Annotated in this window: 23 protein-coding genes; 12 read left to right on the forward strand and 11 right to left on the reverse strand. The window is 58.6% G+C overall.

All coding sequences use genetic code 11. The annotated features are described in order from the left end of the window. Nucleotides 1-8: 8 nt before the first annotated feature. Nucleotides 9-950 (reverse strand): cation diffusion facilitator family transporter, encoded by a 942-nt coding sequence (locus ACR0NW_RS08435; protein ID WP_480449979.1) that lies wholly within the window; start codon nt 948-950, stop codon nt 9-11. A gap of 77 nt (nt 951-1,027) precedes the next feature. Here ACR0NW_RS08435 and ACR0NW_RS08440 point away from each other — a divergent pair, with 77 nt between their 5' ends. Then, nucleotides 1,028-1,441, forward strand: coding sequence for a MerR family transcriptional regulator (locus ACR0NW_RS08440; RefSeq protein WP_480449980.1), 414 nt, complete (start codon nt 1,028-1,030; stop codon nt 1,439-1,441). Between the two features lie 13 nt (nt 1,442-1,454). On the opposite strand, the gene ACR0NW_RS08445 is transcribed toward ACR0NW_RS08440, so the two are convergent. Continuing rightward, on the reverse strand, nt 1,455-1,874 hold the full coding sequence (locus tag ACR0NW_RS08445) for an HIT family protein (protein ID WP_480449981.1): 420 nt from the start codon (nt 1,872-1,874) through the stop codon (nt 1,455-1,457). Between the two features lie 334 nt (nt 1,875-2,208). Between ACR0NW_RS08445 and ctaD the strand changes: the two genes are divergently transcribed. The 3 genes from ctaD (at nt 2,209) to ACR0NW_RS08460 (ending at nt 5,168) form a co-directional block, all read left to right on the forward strand. Next, entirely contained in the window at nt 2,209-3,867 is a 1,659-nt protein-coding gene (gene ctaD / locus ACR0NW_RS08450; protein ID WP_170651746.1) for a cytochrome c oxidase subunit I, read from the forward strand. Between the two features lie 160 nt (nt 3,868-4,027). Beyond that, the gene (locus tag ACR0NW_RS08455; protein ID WP_480449982.1) at nt 4,028-4,627 is read left to right on the forward strand and encodes a DsbA family protein; all 600 of its coding nucleotides are present in this window, start codon (nt 4,028-4,030) and stop codon (nt 4,625-4,627) included. A gap of 49 nt (nt 4,628-4,676) precedes the next feature. Next, the gene (locus tag ACR0NW_RS08460) at nt 4,677-5,168 is read left to right on the forward strand and encodes a DUF2244 domain-containing protein (RefSeq protein WP_480449983.1); all 492 of its coding nucleotides are present in this window, start codon (nt 4,677-4,679) and stop codon (nt 5,166-5,168) included. 26 nt (nt 5,169-5,194) lie between these two features. On the opposite strand, the gene ACR0NW_RS08465 is transcribed toward ACR0NW_RS08460, so the two are convergent. Next, the gene (locus ACR0NW_RS08465; protein WP_170651741.1) at nt 5,195-5,680 is read right to left on the reverse strand and encodes a GatB/YqeY domain-containing protein; all 486 of its coding nucleotides are present in this window, start codon (nt 5,678-5,680) and stop codon (nt 5,195-5,197) included. Nucleotides 5,681-5,863: 183 nt separating this feature from the next. On the opposite strand from ACR0NW_RS08465, the gene carA reads away from it, so the two are divergent. After that, a complete protein-coding gene (gene carA / locus ACR0NW_RS08470; protein ID WP_480449984.1) occupies nt 5,864-7,030 on the forward strand; it encodes a glutamine-hydrolyzing carbamoyl-phosphate synthase small subunit in 1,167 nt (388 codons plus the stop codon). A gap of 81 nt (nt 7,031-7,111) precedes the next feature. After that, entirely contained in the window at nt 7,112-8,992 is a 1,881-nt protein-coding gene (locus ACR0NW_RS08475; RefSeq protein WP_480449985.1) for a glycosyltransferase, read from the forward strand. A 3-nt stretch (nt 8,993-8,995) separates the two neighbouring features. On the opposite strand, the gene ACR0NW_RS08480 is transcribed toward ACR0NW_RS08475, so the two are convergent. Next, nucleotides 8,996-9,637: a GntR family transcriptional regulator gene (locus ACR0NW_RS08480; RefSeq protein ID WP_480449986.1), complete on the reverse strand. Its 642-nt coding sequence runs from the start codon at nt 9,635-9,637 to the stop codon at nt 8,996-8,998. 99 nt (nt 9,638-9,736) lie between these two features. Between ACR0NW_RS08480 and ACR0NW_RS08485 the strand changes: the two genes are divergently transcribed. From ACR0NW_RS08485 to ACR0NW_RS08495, 3 genes are all read left to right on the forward strand, one after another. After that, nucleotides 9,737-10,381, forward strand: a complete 645-nt coding sequence (locus ACR0NW_RS08485; protein WP_480449987.1) for a pyrimidine 5'-nucleotidase — start codon at nt 9,737-9,739, stop codon at nt 10,379-10,381. An 86-nt stretch (nt 10,382-10,467) separates the two neighbouring features. Then, nucleotides 10,468-10,716 carry a hypothetical protein gene (locus tag ACR0NW_RS08490; RefSeq protein WP_170651723.1) on the forward strand — a complete coding sequence of 83 codons (249 nt, stop codon included), beginning with the start codon at nt 10,468-10,470 and terminating at the stop codon, nt 10,714-10,716. 74 nt (nt 10,717-10,790) lie between these two features. Beyond that, nucleotides 10,791-11,987 (forward strand): UbiH/UbiF family hydroxylase, encoded by a 1,197-nt coding sequence (locus ACR0NW_RS08495; RefSeq protein ID WP_480449988.1) that lies wholly within the window; start codon nt 10,791-10,793, stop codon nt 11,985-11,987. Nucleotides 11,988-12,000: 13 nt separating this feature from the next. Here the strand turns inward: ACR0NW_RS08495 and ACR0NW_RS08500 are convergent, their stop codons facing one another. Beyond that, nucleotides 12,001-13,128 (reverse strand): aminotransferase class V-fold PLP-dependent enzyme, encoded by a 1,128-nt coding sequence (locus tag ACR0NW_RS08500; protein WP_480449989.1) that lies wholly within the window; start codon nt 13,126-13,128, stop codon nt 12,001-12,003. 230 nt (nt 13,129-13,358) lie between these two features. Between ACR0NW_RS08500 and ACR0NW_RS08505 the strand changes: the two genes are divergently transcribed. Next, on the forward strand, nt 13,359-14,060 hold the full coding sequence (locus tag ACR0NW_RS08505; RefSeq protein ID WP_170651718.1) for a GntR family transcriptional regulator: 702 nt from the start codon (nt 13,359-13,361) through the stop codon (nt 14,058-14,060). Between the two features lie 7 nt (nt 14,061-14,067). Here ACR0NW_RS08505 and ACR0NW_RS08510 read toward each other — a convergent pair whose 3' ends face one another. Further along, nucleotides 14,068-14,526, reverse strand: coding sequence for an Lrp/AsnC family transcriptional regulator (locus ACR0NW_RS08510; RefSeq protein WP_170651717.1), 459 nt, complete (start codon nt 14,524-14,526; stop codon nt 14,068-14,070). After that, a complete protein-coding gene (locus ACR0NW_RS08515; RefSeq protein WP_170651716.1) occupies nt 14,523-14,978 on the reverse strand; it encodes an Lrp/AsnC family transcriptional regulator in 456 nt (151 codons plus the stop codon). Before ACR0NW_RS08515 ends, ACR0NW_RS08510 begins: the two co-directional genes overlap by 4 nt. Before the next feature lie 131 nt (nt 14,979-15,109). Here ACR0NW_RS08515 and ilvC point away from each other — a divergent pair, with 131 nt between their 5' ends. After that, nucleotides 15,110-16,132, forward strand: coding sequence for a ketol-acid reductoisomerase (gene ilvC, locus ACR0NW_RS08520; protein WP_170651715.1), 1,023 nt, complete (start codon nt 15,110-15,112; stop codon nt 16,130-16,132). A gap of 63 nt (nt 16,133-16,195) precedes the next feature. On the opposite strand, the gene ACR0NW_RS08525 is transcribed toward ilvC, so the two are convergent. Beyond that, a complete protein-coding gene (locus ACR0NW_RS08525) occupies nt 16,196-16,687 on the reverse strand; it encodes a hypothetical protein (RefSeq protein WP_480449990.1) in 492 nt (163 codons plus the stop codon). A gap of 145 nt (nt 16,688-16,832) precedes the next feature. Here ACR0NW_RS08525 and ACR0NW_RS08530 point away from each other — a divergent pair, with 145 nt between their 5' ends. Further along, on the forward strand, nt 16,833-17,753 hold the full coding sequence (locus ACR0NW_RS08530) for a DMT family transporter (protein WP_480449991.1): 921 nt from the start codon (nt 16,833-16,835) through the stop codon (nt 17,751-17,753). Here ACR0NW_RS08530 and glmM read toward each other — a convergent pair. From glmM to ACR0NW_RS08545, 3 genes are read right to left on the reverse strand one after another with little or no spacing between them, the layout of a single operon-like run. Continuing rightward, nucleotides 17,750-19,096: a phosphoglucosamine mutase gene (gene glmM, locus ACR0NW_RS08535; RefSeq protein ID WP_480449992.1), complete on the reverse strand. Its 1,347-nt coding sequence runs from the start codon at nt 19,094-19,096 to the stop codon at nt 17,750-17,752. The genes ACR0NW_RS08530 and glmM overlap by 4 nt on opposite strands. A 36-nt stretch (nt 19,097-19,132) precedes the next feature. Then, a complete protein-coding gene (gene folP, locus ACR0NW_RS08540) occupies nt 19,133-20,131 on the reverse strand; it encodes a dihydropteroate synthase (protein ID WP_480449993.1) in 999 nt (332 codons plus the stop codon). Beyond that, nucleotides 20,128-21,048 (reverse strand): dihydroneopterin aldolase, encoded by a 921-nt coding sequence (locus ACR0NW_RS08545; protein ID WP_480449994.1) that lies wholly within the window; start codon nt 21,046-21,048, stop codon nt 20,128-20,130. Before ACR0NW_RS08545 ends, folP begins: the two co-directional genes overlap by 4 nt. Between the last annotated feature and the right edge of the window lie 75 nt (nt 21,049-21,123).

Here is a 21,123-nt window from a genome sequence, read left to right on the forward strand (position 1 = left end):
CGGACCTGCTATTCTTCGAGATGCCCGAACCTGGACGAGCCGATACAGGCGCGGTCCGCACATTCCAATTCCAGCGTTGCATGTGAAATTTCAAAGCTGTCGTGCAGAGCGGACTTTACTGCCGTTCTGATCTCTTCGCCGTTGCTCCATGCATCTGGCGCAATCACGAGATGCGCCGTGAGGGCTGCCTGTCGTTCCTGCATACTCCAAAGATGCACGTGATGGACCTGGGCCACACCTTCGACATTCTCCATGGCGGTCGCGACCTCTTCGGGATCAAGGCCCCGTGGCGCACCAAGCATCAGCACCCGAACGGTGTCGCCGATTTCGGCCTTTACGTGCCAAAGAATGTAAAGCGAGATCAGGATCGTTACTGCCGGATCAACCCAGGTCCATTCAAACAGGATCACAGCACTGCCCGCCACAATTACGGCAACCGACCCCAAAGCGTCAGCAACATTGTGGATGAACGCAGCCCGGATGTTCATGCTGTCTTTGGCCATCGTGTAGGTCAGCGCCGCGGTGATCAGATCGACGATCAGGGCAAGGGCTGCGATCCAGACTACAACCCAACCGTTGATCGGCTCGGGCTGCCAAAAGCGCATGATGCCTTCATACAGAAGGTAGACAGACAGTACGACGAGCGTCGTGTAGTTGACCAAAGCTGCCACAACCTCGGCCCGCCCGTAACCAAAGCTCATCCGGGCATCCGCGGGCCGCCTCGCGATCTTGCGGGCGAAAAAGGCGATAATCAGCGCGATTGCGTCCGAAAAGTTGTGCAGAGCATCGGCAATCAACGCGAGCGAGCCGGACAGAATGCCACCAACTACCTGCGCTAGGGTCAGGATCATGTTGACGGCTATCGCCCAGGCAACCCTTGCATCGCCGGATTGAGGGTCAATATGAGTATGCGCGTGTCCATGATCCGCGTGTGAATGGTCGTGCGCCATTGATTTGCGTCCCTTGTTCTGGTCCGACACTACATGTAATTCCTCTAGTCACTAGAGGTGCAAGAGGTTTTGAAAAATTGTTTTCAATCGGAGATCTGTCGCGACGAACCGGAGTCAAAGTGCCTACGATCCGGTTTTACGAAGAAAGGGGGTTGTTGCCCCACCCGGAACGCACTGCAGGTAACCAGCGCCGCTATGATCAGGTGGCGCTGGACCGTTTGAAATTCATCCGCCATTCCCGTGATCTGGGATTGCCATTGGCAGATATCGAGGCGCTGCTTTCTCTTGAAGGCGCGCGCGGGAAAGACCTTGATCGCGCTCATGAAATTGCAGAACGGCAACTGGCGGATCTGCGCAACCGCATAACCCAACTACGCCGTCTTGAGACGGAACTGGCCCGCATCGCAACTGCCTGTGATGGGCGGCACGATCATGTGTGCGCCGTCCTTCACGCGTTTGGCGACCACGATACCTGCTCGGGGTCGCACTGATTGTCTGCCTGAATCAGTTCAGCGCAGCGCGGATTTTTCCCGCATGTTCCGCGATCAGGTCGAAATCCCCCATGGTGCCGGGTGGGCGGATTGAAACGCCCTCATAGCGCGGTAAAACGTGGAAGTGCAGGTGAAACACCTCCTGCCCCCCTGCGGCCTCGTTGAATTGCTGAACGGTGACCCCGTCCGCGTCAAAGGCCTTTGTCACCGCTCGCCCCATCTTTTGGACGGTCGCCATAACCGATGCCAGTTGCTCGGGTGATGCATCAAGCACGTTGCGGCACGGCGTCTTTGGAATGACCAGAAGATGGCCATCCGACCGGGGCATGATATCCATGAAAGCCAATGTATCGTCATCTTCGTAGACGCGCGTTGATGGGATTTCGTCACGAAGAATTTTCGCAAAGATATTTTCGGAATCGTAGTCGGTCATAACGGATCTCCGGTCTGGACAGTTGCGCTTGTTTTTGCGGGCACCGGCGCTGACGGTCAAGCACAGAAAATGCCCGCTCCCCGGGACAAAATCCTTCAGCCTCGGAAATTCTGACCGTGCCAGACGCTGCGCTTGAAAACTGACATTCGCCCACCATATTGCGCCTGTCTGCGTCCTTGCGTCGGGTGGTGCCGTGTACCCCCCGCGACAATTATTCTTGATCCAGATCAAACTCGACCATTGAAGGTCATCCCCTCACCTTCTAAAACCAGCAGGAATCCCGCGCGCCGGAGAGGTCCGGCTGCGCGGTTTAGTTGCAACAGGAGGCACCTAAATGGCAGACGCAGCCATTCATGGTCACGAGCATGAAGACAATCGCGGTTTCTTTACCCGCTGGTTCATGTCGACCAACCACAAGGACATCGGGCTTCTTTACCTGATCTTCTCGGCGATCGCCGGTCTGATCTCGGTTCTGATGACCGTCTACATGCGGCTTGAACTGATGCACCCCGGTGTTCAGTACATGTGCCTGGAAGGGTTCATGGCCGATCCTTGTACACCAAACGGACACCTGTGGAACGTTATGATCACCTATCACGGTGTTCTGATGATGTTCTTCGTGGTCATCCCGGCCCTCTTCGGCGGATTTGGCAACTATTTCATGCCGTTGCAGATTGGTGCGCCGGATATGGCGTTCCCGCGGATGAACAACCTTTCCTTCTGGCTGTACGTCGCTGGTACGTCGCTGGGCGTGGCATCGCTGCTGAGCCCCGGTGGTAACGACCAGCTCGGTTCGGGCGTGGGCTGGGTTCTGTACCCGCCGCTGTCGACGACCGAAGGCGGCATGTCTATGGACCTTGCGATCTTTGCCGTGCACGTATCGGGCGCCTCCTCGATCCTCGGCGCGATCAACATGATCACCACCTTCCTGAACATGCGTGCCCCGGGCATGACCCTGTTCAAGGTACCGTTGTTCAGCTGGTCGATCTTCGTCACCTCATGGCTGATTCTGCTGTCGCTGCCGGTTCTGGCGGGCGCGATCACCATGCTGCTGATGGACCGCAACTTTGGTTTCACCTTCTTTGATCCGGCCGGTGGCGGTGACCCGATCCTGTATCAGCACATCCTGTGGTTCTTTGGCCACCCGGAAGTGTACATCGTGATCCTGCCCGGTTTCGGCATCATCAGCCACGTGATCGCGACCTTCTCGCGCAAACCTATCTTCGGCTACCTGCCGATGGTCTGGGCGATCATCGCGATCGGTGTTCTGGGCTTTGTCGTGTGGGCGCACCACATGTACACCGTCGGCATGTCGCTGCGTCAGCAGGCGTATTTCATGCTGGCCACGATGGTCATCGCGGTTCCGACCGGCGTTAAGGTTTTCTCGTGGATCGCGACCATGTGGGGCGGTTCCATCGAGTTCAAGACGCCCATGCTGTTCGCCTTCGGCTTCCTGTTCCTGTTCACCGTTGGCGGTGTGACCGGTGTGGTTCTGTCCCAGGCTGGCGTGGACCGTGCCTATCACGACACCTACTACGTGGTTGCGCACTTCCACTATGTGATGTCGCTTGGCGCCGTCTTTGCCATCTTTGCCGGGGTGTACTTCTACTTCGGCAAGATGACCGGACGCATGTATTCCGAGTTCTGGGGCAAGGTTCACTTTTGGCTGTTCTTCATCGGCGCCAACCTGACCTTCTTCCCGCAGCACTTCCTGGGCCGTCAGGGCATGCCGCGCCGCTACATCGACTACCCCGAGGCGTTTGCCCAGTGGAACTATGTATCGTCGATTGGTGCCTTCGTGTCCTTCGCCTCGTTCCTGCTGTTCTTCGGCATCGTGTTCTACGCCCTGTTCCGTGGCGCACGTGTGACCCAGAACAACTACTGGAACGAATATGCGGATACGCTGGAGTGGACCCTGCCTTCGCCGCCGCCCGAACATACGTTCGAGCAGCTGCCCAAGCAGGAAGACTGGGACAAGGGCCACGCGCACTGATCCCGGCACCAGCAAACTAAAAGAAAACCCCGCCGTATCCCGGCGGGGTTTTTCATTGCGTTGCGGTGCTTACGCCTGCTCAAAGTGGCCAAGTATCGCCAGAATCCCAAAAATCCGCTATTCTTGACGGGGCCGCGAACAGGTTATCCGGAGATTTCAGATGCCCGAGATTGATTTTTGGTATTCCATTGGCAGTACATATTCCTTCCTGACGGTGATGCGTCTGAATAACTGGTGCACCGAACATGATGCCAAAGTCCGGTGGCGCCCGTTCAACGTGCGGACCGTGATGCTGGATCAGCAGAACATTCCCTTTGCCGGCAAACCGGCAAAAACGGAATATATGTGGCGCGACATCGAACGGCGCGCCGCCAAGTATGGCGTACATGCAAGCCTTCCGGCCCCCTACCCGATTTCCGATCTGGCGCTTGCAAATCAGGTGGCCCTTTTGGGAATGAAGGATGGTTGGGGTGAACGTTTCACGCAGGCTCTTTACCGCATATGGTTCGAAGAAGGCATCGAAGCCGGCAGCGAAGCGGCACTGACCGAAGCCCTTCACCGCTCCGAGCAGGATCCATTGCCTGTGCTTGCCCGTGCACGCGAGCCCGAAACCATGGCGGCACTGGACGAGGAAACAAACACCGCTGTTTCACTGGGCGTATTCGGCGCCCCCAGCTTTGTTGTTCAGGGCGAGGTTTTCTGGGGCGACGACAGGCTTGACGACGCGCTGTCCTGGGCCCAGGTCGGGCACGTGGTCTGACGGGTCAAACCACAATCGACATCTGAAAACACCGCGCTATTCTTCGCCTATGCCCTATAGGTGGAATCAAACCTCGGATTCGGTACAGGAACTGCGCTTGTGGCCGCACAATTCACTGCCGCCACAAGGTGCCATGGTTACCGTTGTTCTGGTGTTTCTGTTCGGCTCGATCCCGCTGCTTGCGGTTCTGGGATCGGTCATCTTGTGGGGGTTACTGCCGTTTCTGCTGCTGAGTGTGCTGGGCCTGTGGCTGGCGTTCAAATCCAACTATCGGGCGCGCAGCGTTTTCGAGGTCCTGACGTTATCCCACAACCAGGCCCGGCTGGTGCGTCATAACCCGCGCGGGCGGAAACAGGAATGGAACTGCAACCGCTATTGGGCACACCCCGAGATACACAAACACGGCGGGCCGGTTCCCAATTATGTCACGTTGGTCGGCGGCGGCCGTGAAGTGGAAATCGGTTCATTTCTGTCCGAGGACGAACGCGTCGAACTTTATGGCGAACTTGTCACCAAGCTGCGCAGTGAAACCGCACAGTAAGCTCGCTCAACTATGTGCTTTGCTGATCAGCAGTCGCCATTCGGCGCGGCACACAACTGGTCTTTGACCATGGGCCCGACCTTGCCGAAATCCATCTGACCGGTGAATCGCGACTTCAGCTCGCCCATGACCTTGCCCATGTCCCTGATCGAGCCCGCACCGGTTGCCGTAATCGCCGCGTGAATGGCCGCCGTTACCTCGTCATCGTCCATCTGCTTGGGCAGGAATTCCTCGATAACGGCAACTTCGCGCAGTTCACGCTCGGCCAGATCCAGACGCCCGCCCTCTTCATAGGCGCGCGCGCTTTCCTTGCGCTGTTTGGTCATTTTCCCAAGGATTTCAAGCACCTCGGCATCACCGCAACCTTTGGCCTCTTCACTGTCAGAGCCACGCGTTGCGATATCCCTGTCCTTGATCGCAGCATTGATCAATCGCAGGGTCGACAGCCTTTCAGCCGCCTTGTCTTTCATTGCCTGTTTAAGGGCGTTGTTCACCCTTGTTCGCATATCCATATGATCTGCCCATCCCCATGGAACCGGAAACCTGAACATATCGAAACAAAAAGCGCGACACAACAGCAGAGCATATATGCTAACCTATTGAAAAATAACAATAGCCCAAAAATTGATCAGACTTGACCCAGCGGCTCAACCCCCTTAGGAATGCGCCGATTTACCCAGCAGGAGAGTCGCGCCATGGCCCAGAATGCCACGTCCAAGCCCACCGCATGTCTGGCTTTGGCCGATGGAACACTGTTCTACGGACACGGCTTCGGCGCCACAGGTCAAACAGTTGCGGAATTGTGCTTTAACACCGCTATGACCGGCTATCAGGAGATCATGACCGACCCGTCCTATGCAGGGCAGATCGTGACCTTCACCTTCCCCCATATCGGAAACGTCGGCGTCAACCCCGAGGATGACGAGACCGGTGATCCGGTTGCCGAAGGCATGGTCGTCAAATGGGACCCGACCGAGCCGTCAAACTGGCGCTCGGCCGAGGAACTCAAGGACTGGCTGGCAAAACGGGGACGGATCGCAATCGGTGGCGTCGACACCCGCCGCCTGACCCGCGCAATCCGGCAACAAGGCGCGCCGCATGTCGCGCTGGCCCACGATCCCGAGGGCAACTTCGATATCGAAGCTCTGGTTGCGGCAGCACGTGGATTTGCAGGTCTTGAGGGCATGGATCTGGCCAAAGAAGTCACCTGCGCACAAAGCTATCGCTGGGATGAGATGCGTTGGGCCTGGCCGGATGGCTATGCACGTCAGGAAGCACCCGCGCACAAGGTGGTCGCGATCGACTATGGTGCCAAACGCAACATTCTGCGCTGCCTTGCGTCCGCCGGTTGTGATGTCACCGTCCTTCCGGCCACGGCAACGGCTGCCGAAGTGCTGGCCCACAACCCGGATGGCGTGTTCCTGTCAAACGGCCCCGGCGATCCGGCTGCAACCGGCGAATATGCCGTGCCGATGATCAAAGAGATTCTGGACACCACCGAATTGCCTGTTTTCGGCATCTGCCTTGGCCATCAGATGCTGGCGCTGGCGCTTGGTGGCCAGACCATCAAGATGAACCACGGCCACCATGGCGCAAACCACCCGGTCAAGGACCTGGAGACCGGCAAGGTCGAAATCACGTCGATGAACCACGGTTTCGCCGTTGACGCCCAGTCGCTGCCGGATGGTGTGACGGAGACGCACAAGTCGCTGTTCGACGGTTCGAACTGCGGTATCCGCATGACCGATCGCCCTGTCTATTCGGTTCAGTACCACCCCGAGGCTTCGCCCGGACCGCAGGACAGCTTTTATCTGTTCGAACGGTTCTCGGCCGCAATGGCCGAGAGAAAAGAACAGGCGTAACAACCTGCATAATCAGCCTTAACGGGCCATTAACCTTGTTCGAGCAACTCTGGCGCCAGTCCAATGCGCCGGAGTGGCTTGATGAGTGAACATAACCTCCAACGCCTTGCGCCCGCCCACCCGGTTGCCCGCATGCGGCCACCGGTGCCGCTGGGGCGGATTCTGACCACGCGCGGTGTTATTGACGATGCGCAGTTGCAGCAGGCCCTGCATATGCAATCCCGCCAGAACGCACCGCTGGGTGAAATCCTTGTGGGTGAAGGCTGGACGAACCGGGGCGAGGTGCTGGACGCGCTGGCCGAACAGAACGGGATGCAGATCGCAGACCTGAATGCCACGCCGCCAGACGCCGCGCTTTGTGCGATGCGGCCCGTTGAGTTCTGGCTGAAGAACAACGTAATTCCGTGGATGCGCATTGGACCGATTGTCCTGATCGCAACAGCCCGGCCAGACCGGTTCAATGAAATACGTGATGCGTTGCAAGCAGAGGGGCAAACGTTTGTTCCCGTTCTTGCCAGCATGGATCAGATCGACACTGCCATTGCCAAGCAATACTCCCGCCCGCTGGCGCTGGCGGCTGAAACCCGCGTTGAGCCTTCGCAAAGTTGCCGAACCTGGACACCTTCCTCACGGACGTCTTGGGCGACCCTCTTTCTTATGGCGGCCTGTGTTTTCGTACTGGCACCTCAGACCGGCTTCACAGTCCTGTTTGTAATTGCGCTTATCACGTTGATCTTATTCATGATGCTGCGGTTTGCAGGCTTGATCGCCTTTATTCAGGACCGGATTAGCCGCATGTCCGCCAAGACCGAACCCACCCCCGCCGATCACCGTTTGCCCTGCGTTTCGATATTGGTCCCGCTTTATCAGGAGCGCGCCGTGGCTGATGTGCTGATACGCCGGCTTCGGCGTCTGACCTACCCGCGTTCTCTGCTGGACGTAATTCTGGTCCTTGAAGAAAAAGACCATGTGACCCGGGATGCCCTTGCCCGGATCGATCTGCCTAGCTGGGTCCGGGCCATCGAAGTCCCCGGCCTAAACGGTTTGACTACAAAACCGCGGGCGATGAACTATGCGCTGGATTTCTGTCGTGGAGAGATACTGGGCGTTTGGGATGCCGAGGACGCCCCGGCCCCGGATCAGATCGAAAAGGTTGTTCGCCGGTTTGGGCAGACACCAAGGGATGTCGTCTGCCTGCAAGGTATTCTGGATTACTACAATCCCCGCACAAACTGGCGTTCGCGCTGCTTCACCATCGAATATTGTGGCTGGTTCCGCGTCATCCTGCCCGGAATAGCCAGAATGGGCCTTGTGATGCCGCTGGGCGGAACCACCTTCTTTTTCCGGCGCGAAGTACTGGAGGAACTTGGCGGTTGGGACGCCCATAACGTAACCGAAGACGCGGATCTTGGGGTCCGGCTATGCCGCGCCGGATACCGGTCAGAGATGATTGATGCCGTTACCTATGAAGAGGCCAATTTTCGTGCATGGCCCTGGGTCAAACAGCGTTCGCGATGGCTAAAGGGATTCATGGTCACATATCTGGTGCACATGCGCTCGCCCGCCGGGCTGCTGCGCGATTTGGGGGTGAAGCAATTTCTGGGGGTGCAGGCATTCTTCCTTGGCACATTGGGGCAGTTCCTACTGGCCCCTGTGCTCTGGGTGTTCTGGCTGATTTTCCTTGGCCTGCCGGAACCTGTTACCGGCTTATTTTCTTCCCACCTGATACTTGGGTGTACCGTCCTGTTTCTGGTGGCAGAGGCGCTCAATCTGTTGATCGGTGTGATCGGCGTGTCGTCGCGACAGCGGCGTTTCCTGATCCCATGGGTGCCGACTATGGTGCTGTACTATCCGCTGGGGGTTGTGGCCGCCTACAAAGCCCTATGGGAACTGGCAGCCAAACCTTTCTTTTGGGACAAGACAGAACACGGGCACGCCGCCGAAGAAAACGCCACGATCTGAGGCTCAGCGGCTTTCCCGACGGTCCGCGTCCTGCTTAAGGCGGGTCATGAACGCGATCGAGATGTGATCCGTCAGCGCCTTGTCAGCCGCATCCTCGTCCCGGGCGGCAATCGCCTCGACGATGGCCTTATGCTCACCCTGTGCGATTTCACCCCTGCCCTGCGCCGCAAGCGACGTTGTTGCCATCAGAGCCATTGTGCGGTGCACAAGGACAAGCTGCTGAACGAGATAGCGATTGTGTGACGCCAGATGAATCTGTTCGTGGAACCTGCGGTTGGCGCGGGATAGAGCGGTCGGGTCATTAACCAGTGCATCGTCCTCCTGCACCATATCCCGCAGGACCTGAATCTCCTCTTTGGTCGCATGCCGGGCGGCAAGACGCGCCGCTAGCCCTTCCAACTCGCGCCGGACAACGTACAACTCCGCCATCTGGTTGTGGTCAAGTGAGGCCACGATCAGTGACCTCCCATCCCGTTCCAGCAAAGACTGCGTTTCCAGACGTTGCAGTGCCTCGCGGATCGGCGTGCGCGACACGCCGAACCGCTCGGCAAGTTCAATTTCAACCAGACGATCGCCGGGTTTATAGACGCCTACGTCTATTGCTTCCAATATCAGGCTATAGGCGTCTTTGTTGGTCTGACTCATCTGTCGTTTTCTCCCTGTTCGGAACTGTCTATCCGCCACACCGACACGCGATCAAGCCCGGGCATTGAAAACCGCGCCATCGCGTCCTAAACCCATGGCATGGTCAAGCCTGCATTCGCCCACGTCACCCAATGGGTGTTCGATCTCGATAACACTCTGTATCCGCCACACATGCGCCTGTTCGATCAGATCGAGGTGTTGATGACCGACTATGTGGTACAGGCCCTTGGTGTTGAAAAGACCGAGGCCGACCGCCTGCGGTCTCATTACTGGCGGCAATACGGGACAACGCTGGCCGGGCTGATGGCCGAACACGATCTTGATCCCGTTCCCTATCTGCATGCGGTTCATCAGGTCGACATGAGCCACATGGAACCAGACAAGGCACTGGCCGATCACATCCGCGCGCTGCCCGGGAGGCGTATCGTCTATACCAACGGCAGCGCGCCCTATGCCGAAAGGGTACTTGCGGCGCGAGGGCTGAGCGGGTTGTTCGATGCGATCTATGGGGTGGAGCACGCCGACTATCGCCCGAAACCGGAGCGGGACGCGTTCGAGGCGATCTTTGCGCAAGACGGAATCGACGCGACAAAGGCCGCCATGTTCGAAGATGATCCACGCAACCTTGCCGCCCCCCACCAAATGGGAATGCGCACTGTGCATGTCGCGCCAGAGCCTCATGATGCCGATTTCATCCACCACCATACGGACGACCTGACGGGGTTTCTTTCCCGCCTTTGCTAAACCGCCAAACTGCGACGATCTGCACCTGATACAGTCACTTCCCGGCGCCTATATCCGCCGCAGCGACGAACAGAACGGAGAGTCCCATGAGCGCGATCGAAATGCCCCGCCGCCTGCCCATATGGCAGCGTCTGGTTTATTCCATCCCCCTGTTTGGCTGGATGGCTCGGGATGTGGCCGACGGGCAGCCCGAGGATTTGTGGTACACTGTCGCCGCGATCGTTGGCATGTGGGGCTGTTCGATCATGCTGTTCGGCCTGCCGGGGCTGTACCTGCCCGCGCTGGCGATGGTGCCCGTGATGTTTCTGATCCTTTTGCTCATCTCGCGCGGCTGACAAACGGGACAGGATGTCACTTGGTATCCGGCGCGGATCGACCATAGGGTTCGCCAGCAACGGAGATACGCACCATGACTGACAGCTGTGACATACTGATTTCCGGCGGCGGCATTGCCGGGCTGACCGCCGCGGCGGTTTTTGGTGCGGCGGGTTTTGACGTCGTCTGCGTCGACCCCAGCCCGCCGATCACCGAACGGGATGTCGACGGGTCTGATCTGCGGACCACCGCATTCCTGCAACCCTCGCGCGGTCTACTGGAACAGTGCGGCTTGTGGGCGCGGCTGGCAGAATATGCCGCGCCGCTGCAGGTCATGCGCATCGTGGATGCGGGCGGAGATATTCCCGAGCCCCGGGTGATAAGGGATTTCAACGCTGCCGACATTTCCGACCAGCCGTTCGGATGGAATCTGCCCAACTGGCTGCTGCGGCGCGAGATGGTCGCGCGTCTGGCTGAACTGCCCAATGTGGATTTTCGCCCCGGCACAGGCGCAAGCAGCCTGTTCACGCGCACTGCTGAGGCGCGCGTAGGCCTGAGCGACGGCAGCCGCATCCGGTGCAAGTTGGTAATCGCCGCAGATGGCCGGAACTCGCCCATGCGCGAGGCCGCCGGAATTGACGTTCATACGACCCGCTATGGTCAAAAGGCGCTGGCCTTTGCCGTCACACATCCGATCGCACATGACAACGTCTCGACCGAAATCCATCGTTCGGGCGGGCCGTTCACACTAGTGCCCCTGCCCGACTGGCAAGGTCAACCATCCTCGGCGATTGTCTGGATGGAACGCGGTCCTCGGGCAGTGGAATTGCTAAACCTGGAGCCCGAAGAGTTCGAGGCCGCCATGACAGAACGGTCCTGTGGCCTGTTCGGTCCGCTCAGGCTTGCTTCGCGCCGCACCATCTGGCCGATCATCAGTCAGTCCGCAGAGCGGCTGTCGGGCGAGCGTGTGGCGCTGATGGCCGAAGCTGCACATGTCGTGCCGCCCATCGGCGCGCAGGGGTTGAACATGTCACTGGGCGACTTGCGCTGCCTGCTGGAACTGGCACAGGCGCGGCCCGACGGGCTTGGCGATGCGCAGATGCTGGATGCCTACCACAAGGCACGCCATACCGAGGTCGAATTGCGGGTCAAAGGAATCGACCTGCTGAACCGTGCCTCGATGGTTGAAACCCGCGCCCTGCGGGACGCCCGCGCCATGGGCCTGAACGCGCTTTATTCGCTGGCGCCGGTACGAAAGACACTGATGCAGATGGGCCTCGGCGTGCGCTGAGGCCCAATCGAACTTACAGCACCTGATCCAGTGCTCGTCTCAGCCGGGAAATGGTGCCATCCACATCATAGAGCTTGTCCAGACCGAACAGGCCCAGCCGGAAGGTGCTAAAGCCTGCGGGCTCATCACACTGCAAGGGAACGCCTGCTGCGATCTGTATGCCCAGTGCGGCGAATTTCTTGCCATTCTGGATATCGGGGTCGGAGGTATAACTTACGACAACGCCCGGCGCTCCGAACCCTTCGGCAGCCACCGAAACGACACCCTTGTCCTTCAGCATCGCGCGAACGCCGTTGCCCAGCGCCCACTGCGCCTCGCGCAGCTTTTCAAAGCCGTAGTCCTTGGTTTCCAACATCGTATCGCGAAACGCGCGCAGGGCATCCGTCGGCATCGTCGCGTGATAGGCATGACCGCCGTTCTCATACGCCTGCATGATCTGGCGCCATTTCTTCAGATCGATGGCAAAACTGTCCGAAGTCGTTTCTTCCAGCCGCGTCCCGGCCCGCTCGGACAACATGACCAGCCCGGCACAGGGTGATGCGCTCCACCCCTTTTGCGGGGCCGAGATCAGGACGTCGACGCCTGTCTCCTTCATATCCACCCAGACGCAGCCCGAGGCGATGCAATCCAGCACCATCAACGCGCCGACCTCATGCGCGGCAGAGGCCATGGCGGTGATGTAGTCGTCTGGCAGGATCACACCGGCAGCGGTTTCAACATGCGGCGCAAACACGATGCCGGGTCGCTGTTCCCGAATGGTCGCCACGACCTCTTCAATCGGTGCAGGGGCAAATGGCGATGGATTTGAGTTGCCTGTTTGCCTGGCTTTCATCACGGTACTTGATGCCGTCAGGCCGCCGGTCTCAAAAATCTGGCTCCACCGATAGGAAAACCAGCCATTCCGAACCACCAGCACATCGGCACCGCGTGCAAACTGGCGGGCAACTGCTTCCATCCCGTATGTCCCGCCACCCGGGATCACCGCGACCCCGTCGGCATTGTAGACCTCGCCCAGCAAGGACGAGATATCCCGCATCACCTGCTGAAAGGCCGCGGACATATGATTGAGCGAGCGATCGGTGAAGACGACCGAGAATTCCTCGAGGCCGTCAGGGTCAACGGTTTCAAGCAGTGCAGGCATGTTTTGTCCTTTCTGACTGGTCCCGGAATTTCTGAACGTGACAACCGGGTTGGTAAAGCGCAAAATTCAATTCAAGTGACGCAAGGTCAAGTGCCTCTAGACCAGTCAACTCACCAAAAATGAGTAGTCAAGGCATTGAGAAATGGCGCCAAACAGCATTACGGCACCTTTACACTCCTGCGTGTTTCTGAACAGATATGCACACTCGTAACAAGAACGACGGAGGTCGCGTGACGGTTCAAAAACGGATAAGTTTCCAGGTCATACGTGACGAGGTGAAACGGCGTATCGAAAGCCGTGTCTGGCCTCAGGGTTCACTGTTGCCGACGGAAACGCAACTGGCCGAAGAATTCAATTGCGCCAGAGCCACCGTAAACCGCGCGCTCCGCGAACTTGCAGATCAGGGTTTTGTCGAGCGTAAGCGAAAAAGCGGCACCAGGGTAAAGAAAGAACCCTCCAAACAAGCCAAGCTTGAGATTTCGCTGACCCGGCAGATGATCGAAGATCAGAACTCGGAATATCGGTATTGCCTGGTTGAACGTAACGTGATCCTCAGCCCTGCGTGGCTGGCGGCGCAACTTGGCGTGGCATCCGACACCCGCATCCTGCACGTCGTCTGCATGCATTACGCCGACAATCGCCCCTATCAACTGGAAGAACGCTGGATCAATATCGAGGTTCTACCCGACGTCGAGCAGGCAGATTTGAGCGAATCCGGCCCGCATGAGTGGCTGTTGAGCGCGGCGCCCTTCACTGATGCGGATGTGGCATTCTGCGCCATCTCGGCCGATGGAAGGCTGGCGGAGTTTTTGGGGACAACGACGGGCGCGCCGATGATCCAACTTGAGCGCACCACCCGGCTTACCGGACAGCCCGTGACGTTTGCCCGCATGACCCACCAACCCGGTTTTTGCGTCAGAACCAGTTACTGACACTGCGTCAGCCGATGGGGCCTGGAAGACGCTCCTCGCTGAGCAGAACATTTGCTTCGACATCACCGGCGCCGGGCAAAGTCATGATCCGTCGCCGCAAAACCCGCTCGAAATCGGAAAGGTCCCGGGCAACAACCCGCAGACGATAGTCATAGAGCCCCAGAACATGTTCGACGGTTTGCACCTCGGGGATGGCGCTGACGGCGCGCTCGAAATCCTCCAGACTGATCTGCCCTTTCCGCGCAAGTTTCACGCCCAAAAAGACGGTGACACCAAATCCCAGCGCCTCGGCATTCAAACGCAAACGGCGCCCTTTGATGACACCTGCATCCTCCAGACGCCGAATGCGCCGCCACGTCGCTGGCTGGGACAGTCCGAACTTGCGTCCCAGTGCGCCTGCGCTTTGCGTAGCGTCCTGCGCCAGCGCGCGCAAAAGCTGTCTGTCAACATCGTCCAGTTCGATCATACCGGTAGCACCTCATCACGTTTCACCCGTGCGATATGCATCAGCGCCTCGATATCCGCGATGTGCGGCAAGGGCAGGATTCGGTCGCGATACAGCTTTTGATAGTGGGACATATCACGTGCCAGAACTGACAAACGAACGTCCACCCGGCCCAGAAACGTCTGAATCTCGATCACCTCGGGCACCTGACGCGCCCCGGCAATGAATTCATCAAAGGCGCGCGGCTGCGTTTTGTCCAACGTCACCCGCAACGATACCTCAACGGCATAGCCTAGGGCTGTCCAGTCGATGACCGCCTCCTGACCTTCGATTATCCCTGCGGATTGCATCTTTTCGATCCGGCGCCAGCACACGCCCTGAGAGATCCTGCAACGTTCAGCCAGTTCAGCGGTCGACAGGCTGGGTTCGGCCTGAAAATGACGCAGGATACGCCGGTCAGTATCGTCCAGCATGATTTTTTCGACTTTTTCCAGTATTGCGAATTATTCTTTCGATCATTCCTGAATACTCGATCCCATCGCCCTCGCCAATACTGTTTCGGCCCTATAAAAGCACGGCAATCAAAACTGAAAGGACCGGCGAAATGCGCGTCTATTACGATCGCGATTGCGACATCAACCTGATCAAAGACAAAAAAGTGGCCATCCTGGGTTACGGCAGCCAGGGCCACGCCCACGCGCTGAACCTGCGCGACTCGGGCGCGAAGAACCTTGTCGTCGCTCTGCGCGAGGGTTCCGCATCGGCCAAGAAGGCCGAAGCCGAAGGTCTGGAAGTCATGGGTATCGCCGAAGCGGCGGCTTGGTGCGACGTCATCATGTTCACCATGCCCGACGAACTGCAGGCCGAGACCTACAAGAAATACGTTCACGACAACATCAAGCCGGGCGCTGCCATCGCATTCGCACACGGCCTAAACGTGCATTTCGGTCTGATCGAGCCGAAAGAAGGCGTCGACGTCATCATGATGGCCCCCAAGGGCCCCGGCCACACCGTACGCGGCGAATATGTCAAAGGCGGCGGCGTGCCCTGTCTGGTTGCCGTGGACAAGGACGCGACCGGCAAGGCGCTGGAAATCGGTCTGTCCTACTGCTCGGCCATTGGTGGCGGACGCTCGGGCATCATCGAGACCAACTTCCGCGAAGAATGCGAAACCGACCTGTTCGGCGAGCAAGCCGTTCTGTGCGGCGGTATCGTCGAACTGATCCGCTGCGGTTTCGAGACTCTGGTCGAGGCAGGCTATGCACCTGAAATGGCCTATTTCGAGTGCCTGCACGAAACCAAGCTGATCGTTGACCTGATCTATGAAGGCGGCATCGCGAACATGGATTACTCGATCTCGAACACTGCCGAGTACGGCCAGTACGTAACCGGCCCGCGCATCCTGCCCTATGAGCAGACCAAGAAGGCGATGAAAGAGACCCTGTCGGACATCCAGACCGGCAAGTTCGTACGTGACTTCATGCTTGAGAACGCTGTTGGTCAACCGACCATCAAAGCGGCCCGTCGTCACAATGACGAGCATCAGATCGAACAGGTTGGCAAGAAACTGCGCGACATGATGCCGTGGATTTCGGCTGGCAAGCTGGTTGATCAGGAAAAGAACTGATCAACAGATGCCGCAGCATCTGCAAAGGCGCCCAAATCGGGCGCCTTTTTTTATTCGCATCAATCAGTAGCGACCGATTTCGATCTTCTTTTTCTCAAGGGTCTTGCCGTCAGCAGACACCGCCTTGACGACTGCAAAATAGAGGTTGTTCCTGCCGCCCGAGCATGGTGGCAGATAACCTGCGGATTCATATTGACCCGTGCCGCGTGCAGCCGAAATCACCTTGGCCTTGCCCGGCAGACTGCCCTTCAGTCCGGGCACCGAATACAACTCGGCGGAACTTCCTTTGACAGGATATCCGATTACCCCGTGACCGCCGTTTTTTGAAAGCGGGCGATAGCTACGGTCGTTGTATTCGACATAGACCCAGGCCGTACCATTTGGCAGCCCGCTCACCTGCATCGGCGGAGTTGCCCCCTTGCCCCCGAACAATGTGCATTGCTGCCCTTTCGGTACGCGCTTGCCATCCCATCCGCCCTGCAACGCAACGGACATGTCTGCCATTGCAGTGCTGGCACCAAGCGTCAAAGCAGCGGTCACCAGGGTTCTTTTCACGAATTTCTGCACAAAAAAGTCTCCACAACATATTATAATTGCGCCATTTATCCTTTGTGTATTTTCGAATGACAAGGCATGTTTCCACACAAACACCACGTCCTTCCCGCTATGTAACCGCAAGTAGTTTTCGACCGGATCACGCATGACCGAAACCCCACAGATCACGCTAAAAAGCTGGGCCATGATCGCGGCCCTGGGCTTTGTTTGGGGCGGCACTTTTCTTGTCATTGAGCTTGCACTGGAAAACATGACACCATTCTGGCTGGCCGCCTATCGGATCGGGTTTGGTGCCCTGCTGAGCACGGTGCTGTGGCAGGCCATGGGCGGGCGGTTGCTGGCCGCTCCGCCGGATCGGGACTGCCTGATTTCTCTGATCATCATCGGGCTGCTGTCCTCGGCCGTGCCGTTTTCCCTGATTTCCTGGGGCCAGCAATATGTCACCTCGGGCTTTACCGGTGTTTCAATGGCCTCCATAGCCCTGATGATCGTTCCGATGGCGCATTTTTTTGTGCCAGGCGAAAGGATGAGTCTGCGCCGGGCGGTCGGATTCTGCATTGGCTTTGCGGGCGTGGCGCTGCTGATCGGATCTCAAGCGTTTGAAAGCTCTGGCTCGGCGCGCGAATTGCCGGGACGGCTGGCCTGCCTATCCGCCGCTGCCTGCTATGCAATCGGATCCATTCTGATGCGCCGACTTCCTCCGGTAGATCCGATCGGGCTGTCCACCGTCTTGCTGTTGATCGGAGCGGTTGCAATTGTGCCAATGGCATGGATTGCGGAAGGGCCGCCCACCCTGCCCGACAGACGTACATTTCTTTTGGTGGCGTTTCTCGGCATGGTGCCGACTGCGGCAGCGAACATTCTGCGCGTGACCGTCGTGCGCACCGCCGGACCGGTTTTCATGAGCCTGACAAACTATCAGGTTCCGGTCTGGGCGGTAATTTTGGGCGCGGTGTTTCTGGGCGAACCGCTGCCGCCGACGCTGTTGTGGGCGTTGCTGCTTATTCTGGCCGGGCTGGTTCTCAGTCAGTTCGGCGCTTTGCGCAGACTGTTCACACGGTCCTAGACGGACACCGCGCTGGAAACAGCCTCCACAACGAAATCCACCGTGCGCTCCAGCAAAGCCTCGTCTTCGCACTCTGCCATCACTCGAATCAGCGGCTCGGTGCCGGATTTGCGGATCAACAGCCGCCCCTTTCCGTTCAACGCCCCTTCGGCCTCGGCGATGGCGTTCTGAACCTTCGGCAGGTCCAGCGGCGCCAGCCCCTCGCCAAAACGCACGTTCTTCAACAGCTGTGGCACCGGTTCAAACTGGCGTGCCAGTTCCGAAGCCGATCGGCCTGACAGGACCATTTCAGCCAGAAAATGAAGTCCCGCCATCAAACCGTCGCCGGTGGTTGCATAATCGCTCATCACGATATGGCCCGATTGTTCACCGCCAAGGTTGAAACCACCTTCTCTCATCCGCTCAACGACATATCGGTCGCCGACTGCCGTACGCTCAAGGCGCAGGTTTTGCGATTGCAGATGCCGTTCAAGGCCGAGGTTCGACATGACCGTTGCAACCAGCGCATCGCCTTTCAACTGACCGGATGAAGCCCAGCGCGACGCCAGCAGGGCCATCAACTGATCACCATCAGCAACGTTGCCCTGTTCGTCGATCACCACGACCCGGTCCGCGTCTCCGTCAAGGCAGATACCTACATCCGCCCCATGGGCGACCACTGTTTCCGAGGCCACCTGCGGCTGGGTGGATCCGCAGCCGAGGTTGATGTTCTTGCCGTTGGGGGCAATTCCAACCGGTATGACGTCGGCGCCGAGTTCCCACAGGACCTCGGGCGCGGTTCGGTGCGCCGCGCCATTCGCGCAGTCGATCACCACTTTCAGCCCATCCAGCCGCAAATCGCGCGGCAGCGAAGATTTGACCCGTTCACCATAGCGGAACCGGGCATCATCAACCCGCCGGGCGCGACCGATGTTGTGAGCTTGTGCAGCATTCACACCTTCGTCGATCAGCTTTTCGATCTCGATCTCGGCCTGATCCGACAGCTTGAAACCATCGGGACCAAAGAACTTGATGCCGTTGTCGTCTGCAGGGTTATGACTGGCCGAGATCATGACCCCAAGATCCGCCCGCATCGACCGGGTCATCAGACCGACCGCCGGAGTTGGCACCGGACCCAGCAAAAGCACATTCATTCCGGTCGATGTCAGACCCGCCGTCAGCGCATTTTCGAACATATAGCCGGACAGACGGGTATCCTTGCCAATCACCACCCGGTGCACGCCCGAGGAATCCCTGCGAAAATACCTCCCGACCGCCGCGCCGATGCGCAAGGCCATTTCGGCGGTCATCGGATGGGTATTTGCGGTGCCCCGCACCCCGTCGGTTCCGAACAGCTTGCGCATCAGTTGTGTCTCCAATGGTCCTTTGACGAGACAGACCTACCGGACGGCGGCCCACAGGCGCAAGGCCTGAGCCGTCTCGGCAACGTCATGCACCCGAATGATCTGCACACCCTGCGCCAGCCCTGCCAACGCCACAGCAATCGAACCCGGCGCGCGGGCGTCCTTGCGCGTTTCGTTCCCAATGCGACCGATGAAACCCTTGCGTGACACACCCAATAGAAGAACACATCCCAACCCGTGGAAAAGGCTCAGATTTTTGAGTAGGGTCAGATTGTGTTCCTCGGTCTTTCCAAAACCGATACCCGGATCGACGACGATCTTCCGCCGGTCCATCCCCAAGCCTTCCAGATGCTTCACGCGGTTTTCAAGAAAGTCATACACATCCAGCAGAACATCATCGTATTGCGGATCATCCTGCATGGTCGCGGGGTCGCCCTGAATATGCATGGCACATACGGGCATCTGCGCTGTAGCGCAAAAAGGCGCAAGGTCCGGATCAAAGGTAAATCCGGTTACGTCATTGACCAGACCGGCACCTGCGGCACACGCGGCCTTGGCCACCCCTGCCTTGCGGGTGTCGATGGATATCAGCGCATCGGTTGCATCCCGAATGGCCCTGACCAACGGTTCGGTCCGCGAAATTTCTTCGTCTTCGGGCACAAAATTCGCACCGGGCCGTGTAGATTCCCCCCCGATATCCAGAATTGTTGCGCCATGAGAAACCATTTCTGCAGCCGCAGCCCGCGCAGAATCTACCGAGTTGTGCCTGCCGCCGTCCGAAAAGCTGTCCGGAGTGGCGTTAAGGATACCCATGATGTGCGGCTGGTTCATACCGAGCCCGGCGATCGGTGCACGCGGGCTGGTCAGGCGTTCAAGCGCTTCGGAGGAAATATCTGAAACCGCAACGACCTCTGATCCGGCATCGCGGCTTAACACCTCGACATGGGTAAACCACAAATCCTGCCCGGCCAGCGAAACAGCCTCAGCAGGACGCACACGCCCGTTTTGCACCAGCGGACGGTAGTATCGGGTCACAGTTGACTTTGCTCCACCGGAAGGGCCCGCAAGGGAACGCTGGGCTTGTCCGGCAGCTCACCGCCGATCACCAGCATTTCGCTGGCCTCGAACGTGGCCGCGAACCATGCCGCCAACGCCACCGCATCAGATGGCTTGGCCGAAGGTCCGTCCACCGCATCCAGCACGATTTTCGACGGGGCCCAGACGCAGATCTGTCCGTTCTTCATCGCCCAGTCCAGTTCGGTCCGGGTGGAAACGACCACGCAGCGATGATCCCGGGCTGCCAGAACCCATGCGTTCTGTTCGATGGCCAAAAGATCGATCCGCCGCTGCGTCATTGCGTGACCGGTCTGGGAAACCGGCACTTCGGCAGCGCCGACGCACAGGATCAGGGGCCGTTTCCGGCTTTCCAGCTGATCAATCCAGACAGAGAGGTTTTCGGATGCAATGGCCTCATTCGCCAGAAACACCAGACGCGGGTGCGGACGCTCTTCCTCGGTGACGTCGTGGTGGACCGCATCCTTGCCCCGCACGATCTCGACCCCCAGCGCGCCCGGGCCGCGGTCCAGTTTTTCGATGCGAACAAAGGCACGTACGGCCTGCGGTTCAAGCAGGATACGTTCGGCCACACGCTCGGCCAGAGTTTCCAGCAGGTTCAGACGCTCTGCCGCAAGCTCAAAGGCGATCGCTTCGGTCACACGGTCGTAAGACAGGATGCGATCGACGTCGTCATCAATCGGGTCTGTCAGCGGCTTTACTTCGACCACGATGTTAAAACAAATGCGCTGGGTGGTACCCCGCTCGGCCTGAAAGGCGCCGATCTCGACCTCGACTATGTGGTCACGCAACGAGATGCGGTCCAGCGGGCCAAGGGGCGCGGTCGCCTCGGACCGTTCCGAGGGGTGCGCAAAGGCAAGACGGATTTCAGAACTCATGGTTTTTCGGCCTTTTCGGGCTCTGCAGACAGGTCTGCACAAATTATACGTTGCGCGGGCCTATAGCACCCACGC

The sequence above is a fragment of the Ruegeria sp. CF5 genome (genome assembly GCF_056537325.1).